Genomic DNA, 21,121 nt, shown 5'->3' on the forward strand with positions numbered 1-21,121 from the left:
GGGTGAGTTCGGCACGGACTGCGGCACGAAGCCTCCCGGTGGGGCCGGGCGTCTACCGGTTCCGGGATGCGACCGGGAAGGTGCTGTACGTCGGACGCGCGGTGAACCTGCGCCGACGCGTGCAGTCGTACTGGACGAACCTCGGGGACCGGCCGAGGCTGCGCCGGATGGTGGAGCGCATCGACCGGGTCGAAGGCGTCTGGTGTGACTCCGCGCACGAGGCGGCCTGGCTGGAGCGCAACCTGCTCGAGCACTCCAAACCGCGCTGGAACCGGACCAAAGGCGGTCAGGAAGTCGTCGGCTACATCCGGTACGACGAAGGCCCTCAGCGGTCCGAGCTGCGGTTCACCCATGTGCCCACCGGGCCGGCGCCGCACTTCGGTCCCTACCTCGGCGGGGTCCAGGTCCGGCTGGCGCTGTCCGCGCTCCATCGGGTGCTGCCGCTGACCTACGCGGGAACGACGAAGGGTTCGGCGCGCGAGTTCGCCGAACTGCTCGGGGTCGGCGCGGCCGATCGGGAGACGCTCGCTCGCACGGCGATCGCCGTACTCGAACGTGAACCTGCGGCAGTCGACGAAGTACGGGGTGAGCTTGAACGGCGGCGGGATCGCGCGGCCGCCGAGCTCCGGTTCGAGTTCGCGGCGAAGTTGCAGGAGGAGATCGCGGCGATCGACTGGATCGTCGCCGAGCAGAAGGTGTCCTGGCTGGAGCCGCGCGAGGCAGATGTCTACGGATGGGCCGGCGGTGTGTTGGTGCAGTTCCGGGTACGCGCCGGCCGGATGTGTACGTGGACCCAGCGTCTCGTCTCCGAGGCAGTCGCGCGCGATCGGGTGGCGGCCACCCCGCTGCTCTGGCAGGCGTTCGCCCACCGCAACGCCGAACTCGCCTCCCGGCTGCTCCGTGGGTGACTTCATCGGCGCATAGCATCTGCTGTCATGGCTTATGGCGTCCCACCTCAGCGGAGCCGCGGTCCGGTTGTGCTGGTCGGCGTACTCGTGCTGGTCCTGATCGCTGTGCTGGCGGTCGGTGCGGTGGTCGTCGTACGGCTGGCCAACGAGCCTGACCCGCCGGCCGTAGCGATCAAGCCGTCGTCTGCTGACGCAGTGCAGTTCCGGCGCGTGCTGAAGGCTTCGCCAGGTGGTTGCGACAGCGCATCGCCGGCCGCGTCTCCGAGCGTGTGCGGTCTGGATGGCTTCAACTACGTGCTCGGCAAGGTCGAGCTCGACGGCAGCCACGTGACCGAGGTGAAGGCCGGGCAGGCGCCCGAGAACACCGGGTGGTTGGTGAACCTGACACTTGATGACTCGGGGGCCCAGCTCTTCGCCAAGCTCACCGGCGACCTCGCCACCCAGCGGACCCCGCTCAACCAGCTCGCAATCGTCGTACGCAACCAGGTCGTCGCCGCACCGGCCGTGCAGTCCGCCATCCCCGGCGGCAAGCTCCAGATCACCGGCAACTACAGCCAGAAGGACGCCGAGAAGCTCGCCGGCCAGATCACCGGCTGAACCTCCTCCGATCCGCTCCGCCGCCCGCCCCGAACACCTCGGAGAGCAACGGCGGAGGGATCGGGATCATGCGTGTACCTGTACTGCGGCGACACCCTGCTCGGCATCGCCGGGTGCCGGCCGACCAGAGTCGCTGGAAGTTGGGGGGCTCGATCGCCGCGGTGGTCACCCTTGCAGGGTTGGCGTTTGCACCGCTTTCCGATCCTGCGGTGACCGTTCGCTACGACCCGTTCGTCGAGGACGAGGTGCTGGCCGAGTACGTCGAACCGGAGCAGTTGGAGGCGGTCCCCGCCGGGCCCGGCCGGGTCGCGAAGCCGGTGCAGATGGTGCTCGCCGGCGCACCGGTGATCAGGACGCTCGGCGAGAGCGGGATCCCCGACGTCGCCGTACGGGCGTACAAGCAGGCCGAGGCCCGGCTGGCGGTCAGCGACCCCGGCTGCGGGGTGCCGTGGACGCTGCTCGCTGCGATCGGCCGGGTCGAGTCGAACCACGGCCGGTTCGGCGGGGCCCAGTTGCGTGCCGACGGCTCGGCGACCCGCCGGATTCGCGGCATCCCCCTCGACGGTCGCCCGAACGTCGCCCTGATCCGCGACACCGACAACGGCGCCCTCGACGGCGACACCACCTACGACCGCGCGGTCGGCCCGATGCAGTTCATCCCGACCACCTGGCGCGCGGTCAACGCCGACGCCAACGCTGACGGCTTCGCCGACCCCAACAACCTCTTCGACGCCACCCAAGGCGCCGCCCAATACCTCTGCACCAACACCTCCAACCTCACCAACCCCGCCCGCGCCGCCCAAGCAGTACGCCGCTACAACAACGCCGCCTCCTACGTCCGCGTAGTACTAGCCCTGTCCCGCATGTACCAGTCCGGCCGGATAACCGCCCTCCCATCAACCGGCGACCTACTCCCACCCGACCCAACCACCCCGCCACCAGTACGCCCCTGGCGCCCCATCCCCTGGCCAACCAACCAAACCAAACCGCCCCTCTGGAACCCCACCACCCCAACCCCACCCACGACCCGCCCGTCCGCCCCACCCACGTCCCGCCCGTCCACCACCCGCCCGTCCGCCCCGACCACCGCTCGCCCGACCGCCCCGGCTACGACCCGCCCGACCGCCCCGGCTACGACCCGCCCGACCGCCCCGACCACCGCTCGCCCGACCGCCCCGACTACGACCCGCCCCACCACCTCGGATCCGACCCGGCCATCAACGCCGAGCACCACGCGACCGTCCGACCCCGACACCACACGACCGCCCGAGCCCAAGCCGTCTGCCCCGACGGCCTCCGACCCGAAGCCGTCCGACCCAAAGGCGACCGAGCCCGCGCCTTCCGTGCCCGACCCGTCCACCCCCGAGTCGCCGACCGACTCACCCTCACCGGCGCCATCCGCCGACCGAACCCCGGCGCCAGCCGACTCCGGGTCGTCGGCCGACTCACCAACCCCGGCGCCATCCGACCGAACCTCCGCGCCGTCCACCGCTCCAACCCCGGCGCAGGAGCCGACAACAGCCGCCGTCGGCTGGGCTCCAGCAATGCGCCAAGTAGTCGGCCAGGTCCTAACCCGCCCCGCCTGCCCCCAACCCCCCAAACCCCAACCGAACAAACCCTCCAACACCTGCCCCAACGATCCCGCAACCCCGTCGCCACCCCAAGACACCAAGAACCGCAAACCATGCACCCCACAGAACACCTGCAAGCCACGGTAGATGCGGACGACCCAGCTCTCGGCCTTGCCGTCCCCGGGCTCCCCCGCCCACCGACGGCAACCGAGCGCTGACCCGCCAACCCCCGCACCGCCACCGACGCAATCCGTCTACCGATCCCACCGCGCTCCACGCCACCGCACCCGGCAGTGAACCGGTCCCACCTCGCTCCTCGCCGACGCCCCGGCAGTGCTCGGCCCCACCGCGCTCTCCACCGCACCGGCGGTGAATCGGTGCCACCGCACACCTCGCCGACGCACCGGCGGTGAATCGGTGCCACCGCGCTGGTCGCCGCCGCACCGGCGGTGAATCGGTGCCACCGCGCTGGTCGCCGCCGCACCGGCGGTGAATCGCTGCAGCCAACGCACCGGCAGTCAATCAGTTCAACCGCACGGTTCGCCGGCGCAGGGCATTGAATCGCTTCTGCCGCACGGTTCGCGGACGCAGGGCAGTGAATCGGTTCCACCGCATGGCTCGCCGACGCACCGGCAGCGAATCGCTGCCACCGCCGGCCCGCCGCACTGCCGTTGCTCACAGCAACTAGCGCCGCATCAAGCAACGTTCTGATCAGCCGATCTGGGGTTGCGCCCTTCGGCGCCCGGGAGCGGACTAGGGGAGTGCGACTGGTCAGTGCGGGCACACGATCCTCCCCACAGACCCACGAGGTACAAATCGACAGGACGTAGACCCCCACTACAGCGGCATGGCCAGTCACCTGAGCGTGCGTGACGCCGCCGGCGCGCGACACCTCCTGTCGATCTGCTCCAGTCAGCCCAAGCGACGCCCGCCCTAGCCAATGATTCAGTGGCGTTTGCGGCGATCAGCCTTCGACTGTGCACGCCGGCGCTTGCGTTCGCGCCGAGCCCGGTCCTCCTCGGTGTGGCTCGAGGCGGCATGTCCCGACGCGGTGTGGGTCTGGGCGACCCTCCCCGGCGAGGCGGCGTCATCGCGCGCGTGCGCGCGAGCATTGCGGATCAGAACCACGACCACGCAGAGAATCGCCAGCAGGGAGAACATGACCACGTACCACATGCTGCCTCCTCCAGTTGCTGTCGATTCTCGACGCGAGGAGCAGCCCAAACCTCATCCCTCCCGGGTGACAGCGGCCGCACCCGGGCTCGACGTACCAGCCCACTTGCCGTCTATCGGACACCACACCGCCCGAGCACATCCGATCGACGGACGGTGTCGAAGAGGTGGTTGAGGCGCCGGGTGGTTCGGCGCCGCGATCGAGAGGGTGAATCAGCATGCATCAATCACGACGACGCGTCCGGGTCCTCGCGGCGACGCTGGCCGCGATCGCCTTACCCGCAACAGCCCTGCTCCTCAGCAACGCAACACAGGCCACGGCCGGCGCCAGGACAGAGGCAGCGCAGCAGACCGCGACGGCACCGGCCGCGACGGTCCAGAGCTCAGACACGGTCGGCCTGACAGACAAGGGTCGCCTGGTGACGTTCCGCGTCACCTCTGCCGAGAAGATCCGCCGTACGGCGAAGGTCCAGGGACTGAAGGACGACCAGCGCCTGGTCGGCATCGACTACCGCGTCCAGGACGGCAAGCTGTACGGCGTCGGCGACCGGGGCGGCATCTACACCATCAACACCACCCGCAACTTCGGCCAGACCACCAAGGTCTCCCAGCTCACCGTCCCGCTGGCCGGCCAGAACTTCGGCGTCGACTTCAACCCGGCCGCGAACCGGCTGCGGGTGATCAGCGACACCGGCCAGAACCTGCGCCACAACCTCGACGACCCCGCCGGTACGCCGGCCGCCGGCACGACCGCCACCGACGGCACGCTCGCCTACCCGGGCGTCCCGCCCGCCCCGCCGACGACGGCGACCCAGGTGACGGCCGCGGCGTACACGAACAACGACCTCGACCCGAACACCGCGACGACGCTGTTCGACATCGACACCATGCTCGACCAGGTAGTCATCCAGTCGCCCGCGAACGCCGGGCTGCTCGCCGCCACTGGCAAGCTCACCATCGACGTCGGCCCATGGGCCGGGTTCGACATCTCGACCCGGCGCGACGGCAACCGCGGCTTCGCCGTACTGGAAACCGGCGGCCGTATGCGTCTGTACGACATCGGCCTGACCACCGGCAAGGCAACCCGCCTCGGCTCGTTCCCGAGCAACGCGCGCGTCGTCGACCTCGCGATACCGCTCGCCCGCTGAACCCGCCCCGCCCAGGCTCCGGGCGCCCCACCGGAGCCTGGCAACGGCTGACAGCTTGCATGCATGAAAGCTTGCTCGACGGTCAGCGATTCTCGATGGCGTTGCGAAGGTTGATCTTCTCGGCGATCAACGACTGGACCTCGACGATCTCCTTCGTGGACAGCCCGAGTCTTCGAACCCGCACGGCTCCGGCGGCAGTGACATCACGTTCCTCTCGGCGACGATCAGGTACGGCGCGATCAACCCGCGACCGGTTCACGTCCGGTCCCGATCTCGGCCCGTACGCCGGACACGTCGTCGTCGACGTACACACTGCCGTGCGGCAGCAACGGCACGATCCGGAGAATCCGCTGCTGCCGGTGCCGCTCGCGCACCCACCACCTGAGCGCGGGCAAGGATCACAGCCAGAATGTCTGATCGTTCGCCGTGGGTGTGAAGGTGCGGTTGGTGGCGTACACGTACACGCCGCGTCGTGCCCGCGTTGCGCTGCAGTAGAGGTTTGCGTTGATCGTGTTGCTCTGACCCAAGTGCACCTTCGGGGTGATGACGGCATCGCCCCGGTCCCAGTTCGTCTTCCACAGGCCCGCGTTCGACGCCTGGATCGCGGTGACCTTGCCGCCGTTCGGGCAGTTCCAGTTCCCGTAGACGACGGAGACCCTGCCGGTGGTCGCAGTTTGCGCCGCCGGCACGTCCGTGGTGGTAATGCCATACACGACTGCTAGCGCAGACAATGCGGCCGACACCTTCTTGCACATGTCGAATCCTCCCCCCGACCCGTGTCACGGGCCCCGTCCTTGCAGGCTAAGGATCAGGACCGGCCTGCCGCGTCCGGGGAATCACTGTCATTTCGGTGCGACTGTTGGCGGTCAGGGCGGCCTTGGTGCGACGACCTGTGGTTGTGCCGTGCAGGACCGCAGCACTCCGTCGCCGCACTGTCCATCTGCGGACTGGATAGTGCCGTGCAGACATCAGGACCGGCGGCCGCCGGGCGACCGCCGGTCCGCCTCATCGCAGGATCACTGAACACAGAACGGGACGGTGACCGTGTTGGGGATGCGCAAGTCGTTGCGGCGTGCCCAGCCGGCGGTTCCATCGTCGAGGTCGCGGACGAAGAACCAGACCTGCCAGTTCGTGTGTTCGCTGTACACGACGCAGTGGACGTCGATACCTTCGCCCGCATAGCCGATGCCCAAGGCAGTACAGCCCTCGTGCGGACCTGTGCGGATGTAGGTGCCGTTCTCCTGGAAGTAGATTCCGCCGCCGCTGTACAGGTCCGGGTGGGTGTCGTGGCCGCACGCCGCACTGGCCGGAGCCGCGAGCACCACCTGGGTTGCCGCGGCGAGGGTCAGTCCCGCCGCAACGGCGAGTAGTCGAGATCGCATCCGAAATCCTTCCCCTAGGGCTGGATCCGCGCCACGGTGTGCGGCGCGGCATCGCTCAGGCTGCCGTGGTCGCCTGGTCAGAACCTGGCTGAAAGCTGGTCGCCTGGCTCGCCACCACTGGCCGGACGGGCACCGATGGACGAAGATGACTACCCAGAGCGCCTGGGGGGTGCCATGGAGTTCCTGGTTCTGGGTCCACTCGAAGCCCGTGAGCAGGGCCGGCAACTGGTGATCGGCCCGCCGCGCATCCGGACGGTGCTGGCGCTGCTGCTCTGCTCGCCGAACACCCTGGTCAGCGTCGACCGGCTGGTGGACGAGCTGTGGCCCGAGCAGCCGCCGGCCGAGCCGCGAGACCTTGTCCACGGGTACGTCTCCCGCCTACGCCGGGCACTGCGCGCCGCGTCGGCTGCCGACCGGCTGGTCACCCGCCGGCCGGGATACCTGCTGCGGGTGGACGAGCAGGAACTGGACCGCTGGCGATTCGAGCGACTGCTCACCGCCGCACGGTCCGCGGCACGGACCGGCGCACTGGACGACAGCCTGGCTACCTACCGCCAGGCCGACCGGTTGTGGCGGGGCGAGCCGCTCGCCGACACGTCACCCACTGCCAGCACGGCCGCGACCGCAGCGGCGCTCACCGAACTGCGGCTCGCTGGCCAGGAAGAGCAGTACGACGTGGCACTCCGGCTGGGTGAGGGACCAAGTCTGGTCGCTGAGCTGACCGAGATGGTCGCCGCATACCCGCTCCGGGAGCGCCTGGTCGGCCTGCTGATGGAGGCGCTGGGCCGGACTGGCCGGACCGCCGACGCGATCGAACTGTTCGAACAGACCCGCAAGATGCTGGCCGTACAGCTCAGCATCGAACCGGGGCCGCAGCTCCGGACGGTGCACCAGTCACTGCTGCGCGGCGACTGCCGGCCGGACGCCGTACGTCCGGCTGCTCCGCCGGCCCAACTGCCGGCCGACCTGCCCACGTTCACCGGTCGTGCGGCAGAGCTGACCGCGCTGCTCAAGGGTTCTCGCGACCATGGCCTGCCGGCGGTGATCGTGATCGACGGCATGGCCGGGGTCGGCAAGACGGCGCTGGCGGTCCGGGCCAGCCACCGGCTCGCCCGCGAGTTTCCTGACGGGCAGCTCTTCGTCGACCTGCACGGCGGCTCTGACGGCGGCAGGCCAGTCGATCCGGAGGAGGCACTCGACCGGATGCTCCGGGCCCTCGGCTGTGCCGGCAGCCAGATCCCGCACTCGTTGCCTGAGCGGTCGGCGCTGTACCGCAGCGAACTCGCGCGGCGGCAGGTTCTGATCGTGCTGGACAACGCCGTCAGCGAAGAGCAGGTGCGGCCGTTGCTGCCCGGCGCAGGCCGGTGCCTCGTGCTGACAACCAGCCGACGGCGGCTCACCGGCTTGGACGGTGCTCGGCTGCTGTCGCTGGACGTTCTCGGGTCGGTGGAGGCCATCGGCCTGTTCAACCGGATCGCCGGTGAGACTGCCCCGGGTGATCCGGTCGAACAGATCGTCGATATGTGCGGAAGGCTGCCGTTGGCGGTTCGGATTGCGGCCGCACGGTTCCGCGCCCGCCCTGCGTGGACGATGGCCCACCTGGCCGACAGGCTCCGCGACCAGCGGACCCGGCTTGGTGAGCTGGTGGCCGGGCGGAGCAGTGTGGCCGCCGCGTTCGGTCTGTCGTACGGCAAGCTCGCCGCCGACCAGCGACGGGTGTTCCGGTTGCTCGGCCTGCACCCGGGGCCGGACCTCGACTGTCATGCCGCCGCCGCGTTGGCCGACACGCCGCTGTCGGAGACGAGCAGGCTGCTGGAAGAACTGGTCGACGTACATCTGCTGGAGAGTCCGCGGCCGGACCGGTACCGGTTGCACGACCTGATCCGCGCATACGCCGCGACCGCCGCCGCCGAGGACGAGAGCGAGTCCTCCCGCCGGTCCGCTCTGACCAGGCTGTTCGACCACTACTCCGGCTCCGCTCGGTCCGCGACCGCAGCCTGCCACCCGTCGGCAGGCCGGCTGCCGACCAGGCTCTACCGGGCAAGCAGCGTTCCTGGCCTGGACCATCCGGCGACCGCCGCCGAATGGCTCGGCCGGGAACGGACGAACCTGCTGGCGGTGGCGGCCCGGGCGACCGACGGCTGGCCGGCGCATGCCGTCGACCTGTCCCGCATCCTGTTCCGGCACCTCGACAGCCAGGGGCTGTTCGCCGACGCGGAGCGCCTGCACGGGCACGCCCAGGCGGCGGCCCGCCGGTGTGGCGACGACCATGGGCAGGCGGACGCGCTGCGCTATCTCGCCAGCGTCCATGCCCGGTGGGGCCTGATCGAGTCGGCCAGGGAACTGCTGCGGCAGGCTCTCGTGCTGTACGACCGGATCGACGACCCAGCGGGCGAGGCACACGTGCTGTACAGCCTCGGTCTGGTCAGCTCGGCCGCCGATCAGTATCACGAGTCGCTCGACCTCTGCCGACGGGCCCTGTCCAATTACAGTCAGCTCGGCGACATGCTCAACCTGGCTCGCACCCGTCATGCCCTCGGCGGCATCCAGGCTCGGCTGGGACAGTACGACGAGGCGCTCGAGCATCTCGGAATTGCGCTCGTGCTGCACCGCCGGCTGGGCAACCGGGACGGTCAGGCCCGGGCCGCCCAGAGGCTCGGTGAGGTCTGCCGACTCCTCGGCCGGGACGAGCATGCGCTCGCGCTGCTCCAGCAGGCGGCGGCGGTCCATAGGCAGACCGGTAACCGTGACTGCTTGGCCGCCACCCTGGACAGCCTCGGCTGCCTCTACCGGCAACGACATCAGCTGGACCTGGCGCTCGACCACCTGCACCAGGCCCTCGACCTGCGACGTCGGCACGGCCTCTGCCTCGGTGAGGCGGAGACCCTGAACAACCTTGGATACACCGCCCAGATGGCCGGCCGGCCGGACGAGGCATGCACGCACCACGAGGAGGCTCTGGTGGTCGCCCGTGGTGTCGGTGCCCGGTACCAGCAGGCCCGGGCGTACGACGGCCTGGCGCACGCCTACCATGGACGCTCGGCCGACAAGGCCCGCCATCATTGGCTGGTGGCCCTCGACATCCACACCGAACTCGACGTACCCGAAGCGACCAAGGTCCGCGCCCTTCTGGACGCGGTCGAGGGCGTCCAGGCCACGAGCGCCACCCACCTGGCACAATCGCCCCGAGCACGAACCGACAGGCCTGCAAAGAGCGGTGATGAACCAGAGCGCGACGGCGATCACGAGCCCGCCGAGCACCGCCACCCGCGTGCAGCGCGGCCACCAACAGCCGACCAGGACACGTAACCGACCGCAGCGACCACGGACGGCCCCGTCAACGGTCCTGCCCCCGTCTCCTCACAGCTGTGCTTGCATCGATTAGCAATTGCCCGCGCGACGAGGCGTCGTCGTCCCGAGAGCGCCGGCGTGGATAACACCACTGCGAGAGAGCCGGTGAGGGGATTCGAACCCCTAACCACCGCTTTGTCGTGACTGCTGTGCCGTCATCTCGCATTGATTGCCAGATGTGCCCGTGACCTGCGGAAAGGTCAGGGAGCAGTTGTTGTCGCTTCGCGACGTTGGCCGCTGTTGGCCGTTCATTCCGGTCAGTTAAGCGGTCAGTTCATCAGGTTGTCCGGAGCGCCTCGGACAGGTCGCGGCCTGTGCGGGGAAGCTTGGCGTCGATGACTGCCGCCACGCCGCGCAGTTCGTCGACTGCGTACCGGTTGAGGGCGAGAGCGTCCGGGGCGGTCTGGCCGGCCAGGTCGGACGCTGCATCAAGGTCACCTGCAACGGAGTGAGCCTTTGCGAGACATGCGGCGTACCAGGCGCGATCGCGGCGGTAGTTGTGGGGCAGCGCGTCGAGTGCTTGGCTGAGCAATTGGACGGCGGATTCGCCGTTTCCCAACTCCAGTTCGATCATGCCGCGCTGGGCGGTGAACCAGTCGTCTCCGTAGAAGTACATCCAGTCCGGTTCGTCTTCGGGGCGGTCGGCGGCCTGCGAGATCAGTGCTTGCGCCTCATCCAAGGCGCGCCGTGCCGCTTCGCCGTCACCGACCAGAGCGTGGCCTCGGGCAACCATCTGCGCGGCCATCCCATCCACGCCGTGGGAGACACGGTGGTTATGCCAGCGCGCAGCCTCGCCCATTCGGATTGTCTTGGGGCCGTCGCCGAGGGACCACGCTATGTGGGCCTTCATGCTGAGAACGGTGGCAGCCATCGCGGGGTTGGCGGCTTCCATCGCCCAGTCGTGTGCGCGGTCGTACCAGGCAACAGCTCCGGCCTTGTCGCCCAAGTCGTTCACGATCCAGGCCATGAACTGCGCGTACTGCGATGCCAGCGACACCAACTGATCGCGAAGGGCGGCGGGCGCAGCCTGTCCGAGGCTGTGGACGGTTCTCAGTTGCGCCTTGATCACAGGCGCGAGCGGTTCACCACCGACCTCGTCCTCGGCGCGGCGGTGATCAGCAAGCGAGCGCTCCAGCCAGTCGAAGACCTGAGAGTCCACGCGGGCCCTGCCGTTTGTGACTGCGGCCAGCCGGCCGAACATGTCATCGTCCGGACGGAGCTCGCCAAGGACTGGAATCGGCGATGGCGCAGGCGCGGCCGCGGCCAGCGCTCCGTTCTGCTCTAGCAATGCGTCCAGGGCCTCAGCGAGTGCGCGCGACGGGCGCTGTCTGCCACTTAGCGCCCGGGACAGGTAGGCGGGGTCGAAGTTCAAGGCGCGGGCTGCCGCGCGCAGAGACAGGCCTTTCTCGCGCAGCGCCTCGCGGGCAATCTCGCCGAACTCCATGCCCTGATCTCCCTCGGGCGATGACTGTTGACAACCAGCGTAGTCAACGCGGCGGAGGTATCCCACCACGCTGCGCAACGGGACGCTCGACTCATGAACAACGGGGAACGTGCGGTCGGCGAAACGGCGGCGGAGCTGCCGGTTCTGCACGGTTACTACCGCGAACACCTCTTCATGGACGCGCGGGAGAAGGCTGACATCCGGGCTCGCATGCTGCGAACGGCTGACCATCACGGTTACCGGCTCGGCAAGATATTCGAGGAGAAGGTCGAGACCTCACCAGCTGCGCTGCGCGCGCTGCTTGATGCGGCACTTACCGACGGCGCCGCAGTCGTGCTGCCAGGCATCCAGCATCTCGCCATCCACGGCGATCCGGTCAAGCTCCGGCGACACATCGCCGACGCCATAGCTCGCGACGTACTCATCGCCGAGAACTACTGAGCGGAAGAACAAGTGAGTGCGCGCAGACCAAACACCTTGCTCCGTGAGGCGCGGATGTGGGTTTCCCCTCGTAGCGTGGAGACATCCCCTTTGAGGTGAGGGCGATGGCTGAGGCACGACGGAAGTTTGATCGAGAGTTCCGGGAGGGTGCGGTTCGGATTGTCCGGGAGACTGGCAAACCGATCGCGCAGGTGGCTCGGGAGTTGGGTGTCAACTCGGGCACGTTGGCGAACTGGGTGGCCAGGGACAGGCGAGCCCACGGTGGTGACGGCCGGTTGAGTGAGGACGAACGGGCCGAGCTGGCCCGGCTGCGCAGGGAGAACGCGGAGCTGGCGATGGAGCGCGATGTGCTCAAGCGCTCGGTCGCCCTCTGGGTCAAGGACGCGATGGGCCGGTAGCCGTGGCCCGCTTCATCGCCGCCCAGAGGGACACCTACGGGGTGCCGCACGCGACCAGCTGCCGGGCGCTGGGGGTCAGCCAGGCCTGGTTCTACAAGTGGCGCCACGGCGATCCCGTCGCCCCAGCATGCGCGGCGGGAGCAGTTGAAGGTGGCGATCGGGCGGTGGTTCGCCACCCATCACGGGACCTACGGGTCGCCGCGGATCACCGCCGACCTGCGCGACGAGGGCTGGCGGGTCAGCGAGAACACCGTCGCCAAACTCATGCGGGAGCTCGGTCTGCAGGCCCGGCGGAAACGGCGCCGCAAGCAGACCACGCGCCCGGGCCGGGGGACATGGCGGGCACCGGACCTGATCGGGCGTGACTTCGCCACCGAACAGCTGAACCGCAAGTGGTACGGCGACGGCACCGAGATCGACACCGACGAAGGCAAGCTCTACCTGGACAGCGTGCTGGACATGGGCTCGCGACGCATCGTCGGGTTCTGCCTGGGGGAACACCACAACGCCGACCTCGCCTATGACGCGCTGGTGATGGCGGTCGCGGTCCGCGGCGGCCAACCCGCGATCGCAGGCGTCATCTTCCACTCCGACCAAGGCAGTGAATACACCGCCGGCACCTTCCGGACCGCCTGCACCCGGCTTGGCATCACCCAGTCCATGGGCCGGGTCGGGTCAGCACTGGACAACGCGGTGATCGAGGCCTGGCACTCCACCGTGGAGTTCGAACTGCGCAGGCTCGAGCACTTCAACACCTTGGGCCAGGCCCGCAGGCGAGTCGCGGCCTGGATCGAGGAATACAACCACGACCGGCGCCACTCCGCGCTAGGCATGCGCTCCCCAACCAGCTACGAACTCACCCTCCACGCCGGCCACGAGCCAGAACACGACCACGCAGCATGAACGACCCCGCTTCCCGCACACCGGAGTCTGACCTCGTCCTCGCCGGCATCAAGGCCAAGCCCTCCGGGTGGCCTCCGGCCAGCCCTGACACCGGACTCCGGGCGAGCTCCCCAGGCAGCCAGCGGGACACCGAGGGCCACAACCGAAAACAACAAATCTCAAGTCTCTACGGTTTCAGGGGATTGCCGATGCGTACGCCGTCCCCGGGAAATCCCGATCGTTCGATCTCACGCTCTGAGCTGGCGGACGCAGTCTGCGCGTGGCTTTGGCACACGAAATGCGAGCACGCCGCACTGGACGGCGCATACATCGCGAAGCTGGAACGCGGAGCGGTACGCCGAACCGGCAGCGCCTACCGGGAAGGCCTCAGAGCCGTCCTTGGCGTCTCCGCCGACCACGAACTCGGGATGGAGCCATGAGGCATGTGCACCCTTGCGGAGGATGTCCGGCAGCCAGGTCGCCGGGCCGCTGTGCTTGTCGGCAGCCTCGAGGAGTGGCGGCACCGCCGGCCGGGTCCGGTCGGATGTCGTCCACGCTTTAGCTTCGGGATCGACTCAGCACGGGCACGCGCAGCGCCAAATTGAGCCAAGTCACCGAGCGAACCTGGGTCGTCATTGAGATCAGACGAGGTTCGAAATCGGGTCTGGATGAGGTGCTGACCCGGATAGAAGGCGGCAGGCAAGCGTCGTCGGTTGACACTGTTTTACGGTTGTGCGAACCGTCGATCAGCTCCGTCTGCGGAACCTGGAATGTGCCGAGACCGGCCGCATCTGAGCGTGCGAAAGAGCCTCACGAAGGGCGGCGTTGGCTTGCTGAAGTTCGGTGACTTGGCGCTGCAGACGCTCGATTTCTGCGAGCAGAGCGTTGACGTCTTCGGCGCCTCTTGCCTCAATCGCTCGGACACGGCGCCGGTCTCGCCAGCGGCGGAGGCAGCGATCTGAGCAGAAGCGTTGGTCGGATCTGGCCGCCGTGTAGGTGGCAGCGCAGTGCGCACAGACATGTCGACGCGCGGTCGTATCAGTGCCAAACGGCGGTGGCGGCTCGTCCGTAAACGCTCAACGGCCGGCTCGGCCGCATGTAGGAATAGCCGTTGCACGTAGCTGAAACGCCTCGAATGCAAGAAGTGTGACGGCATCGCGGGACTCGTTGGGTGCGATCCGTGCCATCCTCCAGCCGGGGCAGTCCGGCGTTATGGTTGAGAGCTCAGCTATTGATCTGTCTCGCCGCAGGCCTATCGCGCCGGATGCCGACCCGGTGGTCTTCGATGAGTTGCAACCCCGTAACGCGGTGGCTCTCTGTAGCGATACAGGCTCTGCCGGGCGACTTCGTGACCTCCTGTCACCGATGGATGTGCCTGGTGGGTCGATGAACGTGGTCGAAGGGGGCGCGACGCTCTCGCGTTCCGCAGATCTGTCGGAGGTCATCTCTAGATTAGGTCGTAGAGAGACAAGGACGAGGAGAACCGCAGTGGACGTGAACGACGCCTTTGGCATTTTTCAGGACGCCGTGAACGTCCCTCCGGCACCGCTCAAGACGGCGAGGCAGCGTCGCGATGTCTTCAAGAGCGGCCTGGCGGTCGAGGCGGATGTCGACGAGGTTCTTCCTAGCGGGTCACTGGCCCGAGGCACGCACAAGGATCCAATCAACGACGTCGACGTGGTCGTGATCTATGACGAAGACGATCACCCCGACTGGGGCGAGCCGGGTGACTCTGCCGAAGACGCCCTCTCATATACGGGAAGCGTGATCAACGATGTCCTCGGCGCAACGGCTGGCACTCATGCGCGGGAGGTACGGCTCGCCTCGCCGCGCAATCATGCGGTCAAGTGCTTCCTCGATGACCCTGACGATGACAGTGGCTTCACGGTCGACGCCATGCCGGCTCTGCGTCGTGATGGTGTGCTCCTCGTCCCGGAAGCCAAGAACCGGATCTGGGTTGAGACGAATCCCGAATACCTGATCAGCGAGATCGCCGCCCGCCATGCCGAGTGGAACAAGTTCGCGGGCACCATCCGCATGCTCAAGTGGTGGGCATCCGATCAGGACATCAAGATCAAGTCGCTGGTGATGGAGGTGCTCGCGCTTAACTACCTTCCGACCGACACGAACCGCCCCTCCGCGCTGAACGAGTTCTTCCACAAGGCGTGGGACCACGCGAACAACGGATTTAACATCGAGGATCCGGCGGGCCTGTGCGGGGTCATACAGAAGGATCTTGACCTCGCCGCTTTCGGTGAGTGCTTGGCGACCGCTCGCGACTTATCCAGCAACGCCATCCGGGCACAGGCCCGGAACGGTACCGCGCTCGCCATCGGCTACTGGCGCGAATTGTTTGGGGACGATTTTCCGGAGCCACCATCGGACGGCGGCAAGTCGGTGATCGTGCCGCCCGTCTTGCCTCCGCACAAGGTCAAGGACACGCCGCAGGGATGACGGCCAATGGTACGGAGGCGGCCGCCAGCGTTCTCTGGATGGATGACGAACCCAAGCGGCTTGAACGAGATCGGCGAGAGGTCGAGGAGTTCGCGCCCGACCTGAGGTTCGTCGAACCACGGTCGCAGAGGTTTCTGCACGGCGGATGGCGCGGACGTCTGCCGTTGTGGCCCTTCGAGCGTGCCGAGCCCGACGGTCTAGGCAGACTGTTGGAGACGGGTCTCGAGATCGAGGTGGTCTTTTCAGCGGCACACCCGATGGTGTCCCCGGCGATCTACCCTGTGATGCCTGAGCCCGAGATCGAGGAGCGAACGCAGGCGATCTGGCACGTGGCCCCAGACGGATCCCTGTGCCTGCTGCAGAGTCAAGGCCAGTGGCAACCGGAGGCCAGCATTACCGAATTGCTCCTGAAAGCCGCTGGATGGCATGTCGAGTATGCGCTGATGAAGGCCGGTGTCATCGACAAGATGACCGAGCGCGGTATTGTCGATGACGACCGCCTTGACGGCCTGATCGGACCAGCCACGCAGCAGCTCGAAAACACGACGAACGACGAACCGGAAGATACAATCCCGAGTCAGAATGGCAACACCGCCTGATGTCGGTTCTGTCTGTGCTCTTTCCGCGCGACGCCCTTGAGAAATTCAAGGCGTCGGTTGAGGGTGGCGGCGTAATCGGACTCCGTCACGTCGTCGCCGACGACTTTTACGTGCTCAACCTCATTGAAACCAGCCGAGGATTGCGTCTCCCGGTCGATGTAGGAGACCCGTACAAACGCCTGAAGTGGGGCGACGTCGATGTGCATGGCCAGTGGCGGCGCGTGACCGGTGTCCCCCTCCACGAATGGCATTGGCACGCCCTGCGCCGGCCTGGCACCGCCCTCAACTATGACCGGTTCCGAGACCTCCTCGCAGGGGTCCTAGATCCGGGGAAGAACTCGGGAATCCTTATCACCCATCAACCAGATGTACTCGAGGTGTTCAAGCAGCACGGCGCGAGCGAGTTCGCAGCATGGCTGATTGAGCGTGAAGGCGTGCGCCCCATCGCGGTAGCAATCGAGCCAGAGGTACTTGGCCTCGGCCAGATGGCCGACACGTGGCCGCTGGCCCGCCTGCAACGTAACGCGGTCATGATTGTCGGTTGCGGGAGCATCGGCGCAGTCGCCGCCCAAGCACTTGCCGCCTACGGCATAGGACGAATCGAACTTGTCGATCCTGACCGCTACCTGTGGCACAACGTCGTGCGGCACGTCTTGCCTCCAGAGCATGTGGGATGGCGCAAAGCTGGGGCGCTCAGCACATATCTCACCGAACGGTGGCCACTCACCAGATTCATCCCGCACGCCCTCGACGTTGTTGACGACGCCCACCACGTTCGTCCCGCCATCAAGAACGTCGACCTTGTACTCTGCGCCGCCGACGGCATCGCTCCACGCCGAGTCGTCAGCCACCTCGCCCGAAGAGCGAACATCCCCGCAGTCCTCGCATGTGTCCTCGACAACGGCTCCATCGGCGAGATCATCAGACTCAGACCCACACCGCGCATAGGGTGCCTGCTTTGTCTTCGGCGCCGACTCGCCGAACAAGGGGCGATGGACGCTGAAGCCGACCAAGAGCTCGACTACGGCACCGGACGTGTGCACCAGGCAATGACTGCGGTGCCCACCGACCTCCACCACGTTGGCAATCTCGCCGCCAAGATCGCCGTCGCCACTGTTCTCGAAACCCTGCACGGGGACACTACGCAGCGGCTTCCCGCAGAGCACGCCATCGTTGGCCTACGCCCCACAGGCGATCTCACACCGCCGTTTGACCTCCACCACGCAGGAGAAACTCGCTGGTCAGATCTGCCGCCACCGCGCCCGAACTGTCCCACATGCGGGTCACGATGACCGGTAATCCGGACGCTTTCCCCACACTGGCCCCCGAGTCGAACAGCGCGCCAGAAGTATCGATCACCGCGACCGCACTCAATGTGATCGCCCGCGAAGCACGGCAGTCTCGCGACGGGCTGGAAACCGGCGGCATACTCCTCGGCCACGACTTCGGCCAACGGGTTGAAATTCGGCACGCAGGCGATGCCGGCCCTGACGCCCGACGCGGAACACACACCTTCGACCGCGATCTCGCACACGCCACGGCGCTCGCCGAAGCAGCATGGACCCACGACCGCAGTCAATGGCTCGGTGAATGGCACACCCACCCAAACCAAGAACCCGTCCCAAGCCCCCGCGACCTGACCTCCTACCTCCAACATCTCAACGACCCAGAACTCGACTTCACCCAGTTCATCTCGATCATCGTCACTGAGCACGAAGGAACCATCAGCGCCGTTACATGGCTCGTCGACTCGACCCATGCCACCCCCATCTCGCTCAGGAGACAGCCGTGACGGACGAACAAGACGAGCGCCCAGCATTCGACCTCCACCGGGCATTCATCAACAAGCAGGCAGCCCTTAAGGCCTCATTCCTCGCCATCCGCGACGTGACGAGCCATGGCCCCACCCAAGGGGATGTATCCGAAGGCGACTGGACCGGTCTCATCCGTGACTTCCTCCCCACCCGATACGAAGTCGGCCCGATCTTCGCCGTTGACCACCATGGCAACATGAGCGAACAAATCGACGTCGCCGTCTACGACAAGCATTACTCGCCCCAATGGTTTGGCGGAGCCAACAACGTGCGCTTCGTGCCTGTCGAAAGCGTCTACGCTGTCTTCGAAATCAAACCCGAACTCAACGCTGCCTACGTGCGGGCCGCGATCCAGAAGGTCACTACCGTTCGCAACCTAGAACGAACCTCAGCACCAATCGTCCACAAAGGCGGCAAATACGAGCCTGCACAGATCGCCCTCAGCCCCATCATCGGCGGCATACTTGCCACCCGAAACGGTTGGCAGGACGCCCTCGCCAACCTCGACAAACACCAACCCACTCCTGACGACCCCGGGTTCCTCAACATCGGCATCGCCCTAGACGACTTCTGCTTCGACTACACCCCCACACTCACCGGAGCCATGGTCACCACCCAACGCACAACCAGCGACAACGGACAACAACTCATCCACTTCGCCATTCGACTCTTCCGGCAACTCCAAGCCATCGGCACTGTCCCAGCCGTCGACATGGAGAAATACGAGCAGAAGATCCAGCAGGCCGGAGCAGCAGACTCCGGGACGTGACCGCATCACGGCGAGACGCTAAGCGCCTTGGCCCTGCATCATGCGTGCATGAGGACGTATCGATTGGTCAACGGCCCACTCGCGGGCGACAAAGTAACTGCCCAACCCGACAAGGATCAGGTTGTCGCTCGCGACCCAATCAACCCCAGCATCGTCTACGTCGCCTCCGGCAATCAGGACGAGGACGGCACTGAGCAGGCGCACATGCTCTACGACTGAGCAAACCTGACCGTTAAGCGGCGTTGTTGTCGTTGCTTCCCGGCGGACAACGCTGCTTGGCGACCACTCCGATCATCAAATGTGGCATCGGGATGTCGACAGGCATGTTCCTGTCCGAGCAGGCCCGATAATCACCGAAGCTGCCTCACCGGGCCAACTAGTCGGTCGGGCGGGGACCGATGGGCCGACATCATCTCCAAGTCGTCGGAGCTCCGAGCGCATGCGGCGGCCGCTCCAGACTGGGCCTAAGGCCACCGGGACTGATCAGTTGTCAAGTTGATGGATGAAGTCGGTGAACTCAGTTGGCACCACGAGGTGGGTCGCTCGAACTGCGTGACCGGCGTAGTACGCCTGCAGGGGCCACTTGGCGTCGGCCGGCAGGAGTCCTGCGCGTACGAGACGTTTCGTGATCCTTCTGGCTGGCCTGGTGAAGCCTTTGAGGCTTCGACTTTGCTCGTATGCGGCAAGCGCATAGACACGAGCTCGAGTGATCCGACCGTGATGCCGAGCCGCGTACTCGATTACTGCCGACTGCACAGCGTCCTCTTGCCGGAGGAGGCGAATAAGTTCGGAGAACGCATCGGGATTCCATGGGGATCCACCTGGCTCTTCGGCGGAACCTTCATCGCGGTAGGCGAGGTCAGGTCGCCGCCAGGGCTCGCCTGGGTCGAAGCTCGTTGGATCTTGAAGTGGCCGGACGCGTGGTGCTGGTTCGAAGGTCACCTCAGCCAGCTCGCCGCCCATTGCAGCGATCAAGAGTGGGCGGGGCCGAGGGGGCTGAGGGCTCGAAATGGCATCGAGATTTCCGATGTCCTGGTTGACCGGTTCGGCTACTACCCAACGGGCTAGGCCCTCGGGTATGGCGAGACGCAACGTCATCGGCTGCTGTGTGTTGTCGGTAGTCACGAGCCACTCGCTAGGCCCACTCCGTGCCAACGTGAGCGGACGTTCCGGCTGGCGGTCCACGATCTGTTCGTTGAGAAAGGCGTTCGCGTCCTGAGGTTCGTCCGGCTGGAGAAACACAATGAAAGGGCTGTCGGTCGCGAAGCCGACGTACAGCTCGTTGTCGATCCTCTCGGCTGCATCGTGCGCGATTTGCGCAGCTCCGTTTGCGGTAGACCGTCCTTGAACCTGAACGGCGGAAGCCCGGGTGGCATAGTCGCGAAAGCCCTCCGCAGCGCGATGCGGACTTGCCGCACACGAAAGGTGCCCTGCTTGTTCTTGCTGGCCAATTTCAGGATGGCGGTCGTTGTACTGTCCGCGGCGTCGCGTAGCCATCGGAAGGCTGGCGTGCTGAGGTCCCCGAGCGATAGTCGTTGTGTGACGGCGTACTGGATGGCATCGTTCGTGAAGCCTGAGGTGGAGAAGATCGCATAGCGATAGTCATACCGGGCGGTGCTGGAAGCGTCGTTCGCAGCTCGCCAAGAGTAGTGTTCGTTGACGTCGTTGAGGACACCCAGCGCGTTGCGCAGGGTCGCCAGCCCTGTTTTCCCGTTGCGGAACTTGACCTCGATGAACAAACGCAGAGGGTAGGTCAGAGGGATCTGCGTCCGCAGTTGGCCGAGCACGTCTACCTGATGTGGAGCGCCGCGGCCCAGGATGTTGAGCTCATTGCTCTTCGTTGTCAGCGCGAAAGGATCCTGCGAATGATGTACGAGTAGGTCGTAGCCGCTGTCCTTCACGAGCCGTGCAATGAACTCCTCGAGGACATAGCCACGCAGCGCCTCCTGGGTCACCATCCACGAAGGATACGGGGCGGCGTGAGGCCATGGAATGGCTCACATCGATCAGCGCACTTCGGAGCGAGGCCAACTGTTGACCAGCTTGCGGAATGCCGCCCCGGCTCGGCGGGAGCACTCGCCAGCCGTTTTGCGGTCATGTGCCGGACTCCAGATGACTCGGATCGACAGCTTCGTTCCTACGGTGAGCTGCTGAGCGTGGCGCGGAAGGCGCGTGAATAGCCTCGCGATT

Annotated in this window: 23 protein-coding genes; 16 read left to right on the plus strand and 7 right to left on the minus strand. The window is 66.6% G+C overall.

Features of this window, described 5'->3' with window-relative positions:
• Window positions 1–2: 2 nt before the first annotated feature.
• From ACIBGM_RS16525 to ACIBGM_RS16535, 3 genes are all read left to right on the plus strand, one after another.
• Window positions 3–908 (plus strand): GIY-YIG nuclease family protein, encoded by a 906-nt coding sequence (locus tag ACIBGM_RS16525; protein WP_360516602.1) that lies wholly within the window; start codon window positions 3–5, stop codon window positions 906–908.
• A gap of 27 nt (window positions 909–935) precedes the next feature.
• Window positions 936–1,505 (plus strand): SecDF P1 head subdomain-containing protein, encoded by a 570-nt coding sequence (locus tag ACIBGM_RS16530; protein WP_396386025.1) that lies wholly within the window; start codon window positions 936–938, stop codon window positions 1,503–1,505.
• A 209-nt stretch (window positions 1,506–1,714) separates the two neighbouring features.
• Entirely contained in the window at window positions 1,715–3,223 is a 1,509-nt protein-coding gene (locus tag ACIBGM_RS16535; protein WP_396386027.1) for a lytic murein transglycosylase, read from the plus strand.
• Window positions 3,224–4,021: 798 nt separating this feature from the next.
• Here the strand turns inward: ACIBGM_RS16535 and ACIBGM_RS16540 are convergent.
• Complete coding sequence (locus ACIBGM_RS16540; protein ID WP_360516611.1) at window positions 4,022–4,252, minus strand: hypothetical protein; 231 nt, start codon at window positions 4,250–4,252, stop codon at window positions 4,022–4,024.
• 215 nt (window positions 4,253–4,467) lie between these two features.
• Between ACIBGM_RS16540 and ACIBGM_RS16545 the strand changes: the two genes are divergently transcribed.
• The gene (locus tag ACIBGM_RS16545; RefSeq protein ID WP_360516614.1) at window positions 4,468–5,397 is read left to right on the plus strand and encodes a DUF4394 domain-containing protein; all 930 of its coding nucleotides are present in this window, start codon (window positions 4,468–4,470) and stop codon (window positions 5,395–5,397) included.
• Window positions 5,398–5,636: 239 nt separating this feature from the next.
• Here ACIBGM_RS16545 and ACIBGM_RS16550 read toward each other — a convergent pair whose 3' ends face one another.
• The 3 genes from ACIBGM_RS16550 to ACIBGM_RS16560 all read right to left on the minus strand — a co-directional run bounded on the left by ACIBGM_RS16550 (window position 5,637) and on the right by ACIBGM_RS16560 (window position 6,779).
• A complete protein-coding gene (locus ACIBGM_RS16550; protein WP_360516617.1) occupies window positions 5,637–5,771 on the minus strand; it encodes a hypothetical protein in 135 nt (44 codons plus the stop codon).
• Between the two features lie 24 nt (window positions 5,772–5,795).
• On the minus strand, window positions 5,796–6,152 hold the full coding sequence (locus tag ACIBGM_RS16555; RefSeq protein ID WP_360516620.1) for a hypothetical protein: 357 nt from the start codon (window positions 6,150–6,152) through the stop codon (window positions 5,796–5,798).
• A 261-nt stretch (window positions 6,153–6,413) separates the two neighbouring features.
• The gene (locus ACIBGM_RS16560; RefSeq protein ID WP_360516623.1) at window positions 6,414–6,779 is read right to left on the minus strand and encodes a hypothetical protein; all 366 of its coding nucleotides are present in this window, start codon (window positions 6,777–6,779) and stop codon (window positions 6,414–6,416) included.
• A 174-nt stretch (window positions 6,780–6,953) separates the two neighbouring features.
• Here ACIBGM_RS16560 and ACIBGM_RS16565 point away from each other — a divergent pair, with 174 nt between their 5' ends.
• Entirely contained in the window at window positions 6,954–10,088 is a 3,135-nt protein-coding gene (locus tag ACIBGM_RS16565) for a BTAD domain-containing putative transcriptional regulator (RefSeq protein WP_396386031.1), read from the plus strand.
• 319 nt (window positions 10,089–10,407) lie between these two features.
• On the opposite strand, the gene ACIBGM_RS16570 is transcribed toward ACIBGM_RS16565, so the two are convergent.
• A complete protein-coding gene (locus tag ACIBGM_RS16570) occupies window positions 10,408–11,574 on the minus strand; it encodes a helix-turn-helix domain-containing protein (RefSeq protein WP_396386033.1) in 1,167 nt (388 codons plus the stop codon).
• A 93-nt stretch (window positions 11,575–11,667) separates the two neighbouring features.
• Here ACIBGM_RS16570 and ACIBGM_RS16575 point away from each other — a divergent pair, with 93 nt between their 5' ends.
• The 6 genes from ACIBGM_RS16575 to ACIBGM_RS16600 all read left to right on the plus strand — a co-directional run bounded on the left by ACIBGM_RS16575 (window position 11,668) and on the right by ACIBGM_RS16600 (window position 16,348).
• Window positions 11,668–12,015: a hypothetical protein gene (locus tag ACIBGM_RS16575; RefSeq protein WP_396386034.1), complete on the plus strand. Its 348-nt coding sequence runs from the start codon at window positions 11,668–11,670 to the stop codon at window positions 12,013–12,015.
• A gap of 104 nt (window positions 12,016–12,119) precedes the next feature.
• Window positions 12,120–12,413 (plus strand): transposase, encoded by a 294-nt coding sequence (locus tag ACIBGM_RS16580; protein ID WP_396386036.1) that lies wholly within the window; start codon window positions 12,120–12,122, stop codon window positions 12,411–12,413.
• A 150-nt stretch (window positions 12,414–12,563) separates the two neighbouring features.
• Window positions 12,564–13,316 carry an IS3 family transposase gene (locus tag ACIBGM_RS16585; protein WP_396386038.1) on the plus strand — a complete coding sequence of 251 codons (753 nt, stop codon included), beginning with the start codon at window positions 12,564–12,566 and terminating at the stop codon, window positions 13,314–13,316.
• A 776-nt stretch (window positions 13,317–14,092) separates the two neighbouring features.
• Complete coding sequence (locus ACIBGM_RS16590) at window positions 14,093–14,257, plus strand: hypothetical protein (protein WP_396386039.1); 165 nt, start codon at window positions 14,093–14,095, stop codon at window positions 14,255–14,257.
• A gap of 526 nt (window positions 14,258–14,783) precedes the next feature.
• Window positions 14,784–15,749 carry a nucleotidyltransferase gene (locus ACIBGM_RS16595; protein WP_396386040.1) on the plus strand — a complete coding sequence of 322 codons (966 nt, stop codon included), beginning with the start codon at window positions 14,784–14,786 and terminating at the stop codon, window positions 15,747–15,749.
• A gap of 38 nt (window positions 15,750–15,787) precedes the next feature.
• The gene (locus ACIBGM_RS16600; protein WP_396386041.1) at window positions 15,788–16,348 is read left to right on the plus strand and encodes a hypothetical protein; all 561 of its coding nucleotides are present in this window, start codon (window positions 15,788–15,790) and stop codon (window positions 16,346–16,348) included.
• On the opposite strand, the gene ACIBGM_RS16605 is transcribed toward ACIBGM_RS16600, so the two are convergent.
• A complete protein-coding gene (locus ACIBGM_RS16605) occupies window positions 16,327–16,599 on the minus strand; it encodes a hypothetical protein (protein ID WP_396386226.1) in 273 nt (90 codons plus the stop codon). The genes ACIBGM_RS16600 and ACIBGM_RS16605 overlap by 22 nt on opposite strands.
• A 279-nt stretch (window positions 16,600–16,878) precedes the next feature.
• On the opposite strand from ACIBGM_RS16605, the gene ACIBGM_RS16610 reads away from it, so the two are divergent.
• The 5 genes from ACIBGM_RS16610 (at window position 16,879) to ACIBGM_RS16630 (ending at window position 19,999) form a co-directional block, all read left to right on the plus strand.
• Window positions 16,879–17,640: a ThiF family adenylyltransferase gene (locus tag ACIBGM_RS16610; RefSeq protein WP_396386217.1), complete on the plus strand. Its 762-nt coding sequence runs from the start codon at window positions 16,879–16,881 to the stop codon at window positions 17,638–17,640.
• A complete protein-coding gene (locus tag ACIBGM_RS16615) occupies window positions 17,625–18,140 on the plus strand; it encodes a Mov34/MPN/PAD-1 family protein (protein ID WP_396386042.1) in 516 nt (171 codons plus the stop codon). Before ACIBGM_RS16610 ends, ACIBGM_RS16615 begins: the two co-directional genes overlap by 16 nt.
• Window positions 18,137–18,931 carry a DUF6602 domain-containing protein gene (locus ACIBGM_RS16620; RefSeq protein ID WP_396386044.1) on the plus strand — a complete coding sequence of 265 codons (795 nt, stop codon included), beginning with the start codon at window positions 18,137–18,139 and terminating at the stop codon, window positions 18,929–18,931. The genes ACIBGM_RS16615 and ACIBGM_RS16620 overlap by 4 nt, the downstream gene beginning before the upstream one ends.
• A gap of 48 nt (window positions 18,932–18,979) precedes the next feature.
• Window positions 18,980–19,150, plus strand: a complete 171-nt coding sequence (locus ACIBGM_RS16625) for a hypothetical protein (RefSeq protein WP_396386045.1) — start codon at window positions 18,980–18,982, stop codon at window positions 19,148–19,150.
• A gap of 279 nt (window positions 19,151–19,429) precedes the next feature.
• Window positions 19,430–19,999 (plus strand): hypothetical protein, encoded by a 570-nt coding sequence (locus ACIBGM_RS16630; RefSeq protein WP_396386046.1) that lies wholly within the window; start codon window positions 19,430–19,432, stop codon window positions 19,997–19,999.
• A 53-nt stretch (window positions 20,000–20,052) separates the two neighbouring features.
• Here the strand turns inward: ACIBGM_RS16630 and ACIBGM_RS16635 are convergent, their stop codons facing one another.
• Window positions 20,053–20,889, minus strand: a complete 837-nt coding sequence (locus ACIBGM_RS16635) for a hypothetical protein (RefSeq protein WP_396386047.1) — start codon at window positions 20,887–20,889, stop codon at window positions 20,053–20,055.
• Window positions 20,890–21,121: the final 232 nt, after the last annotated feature.

Source organism: Kribbella sp. NPDC050470 (assembly GCF_044458365.1).
GTDB lineage: Bacteria > Actinomycetota > Actinomycetes > Propionibacteriales > Kribbellaceae > Kribbella.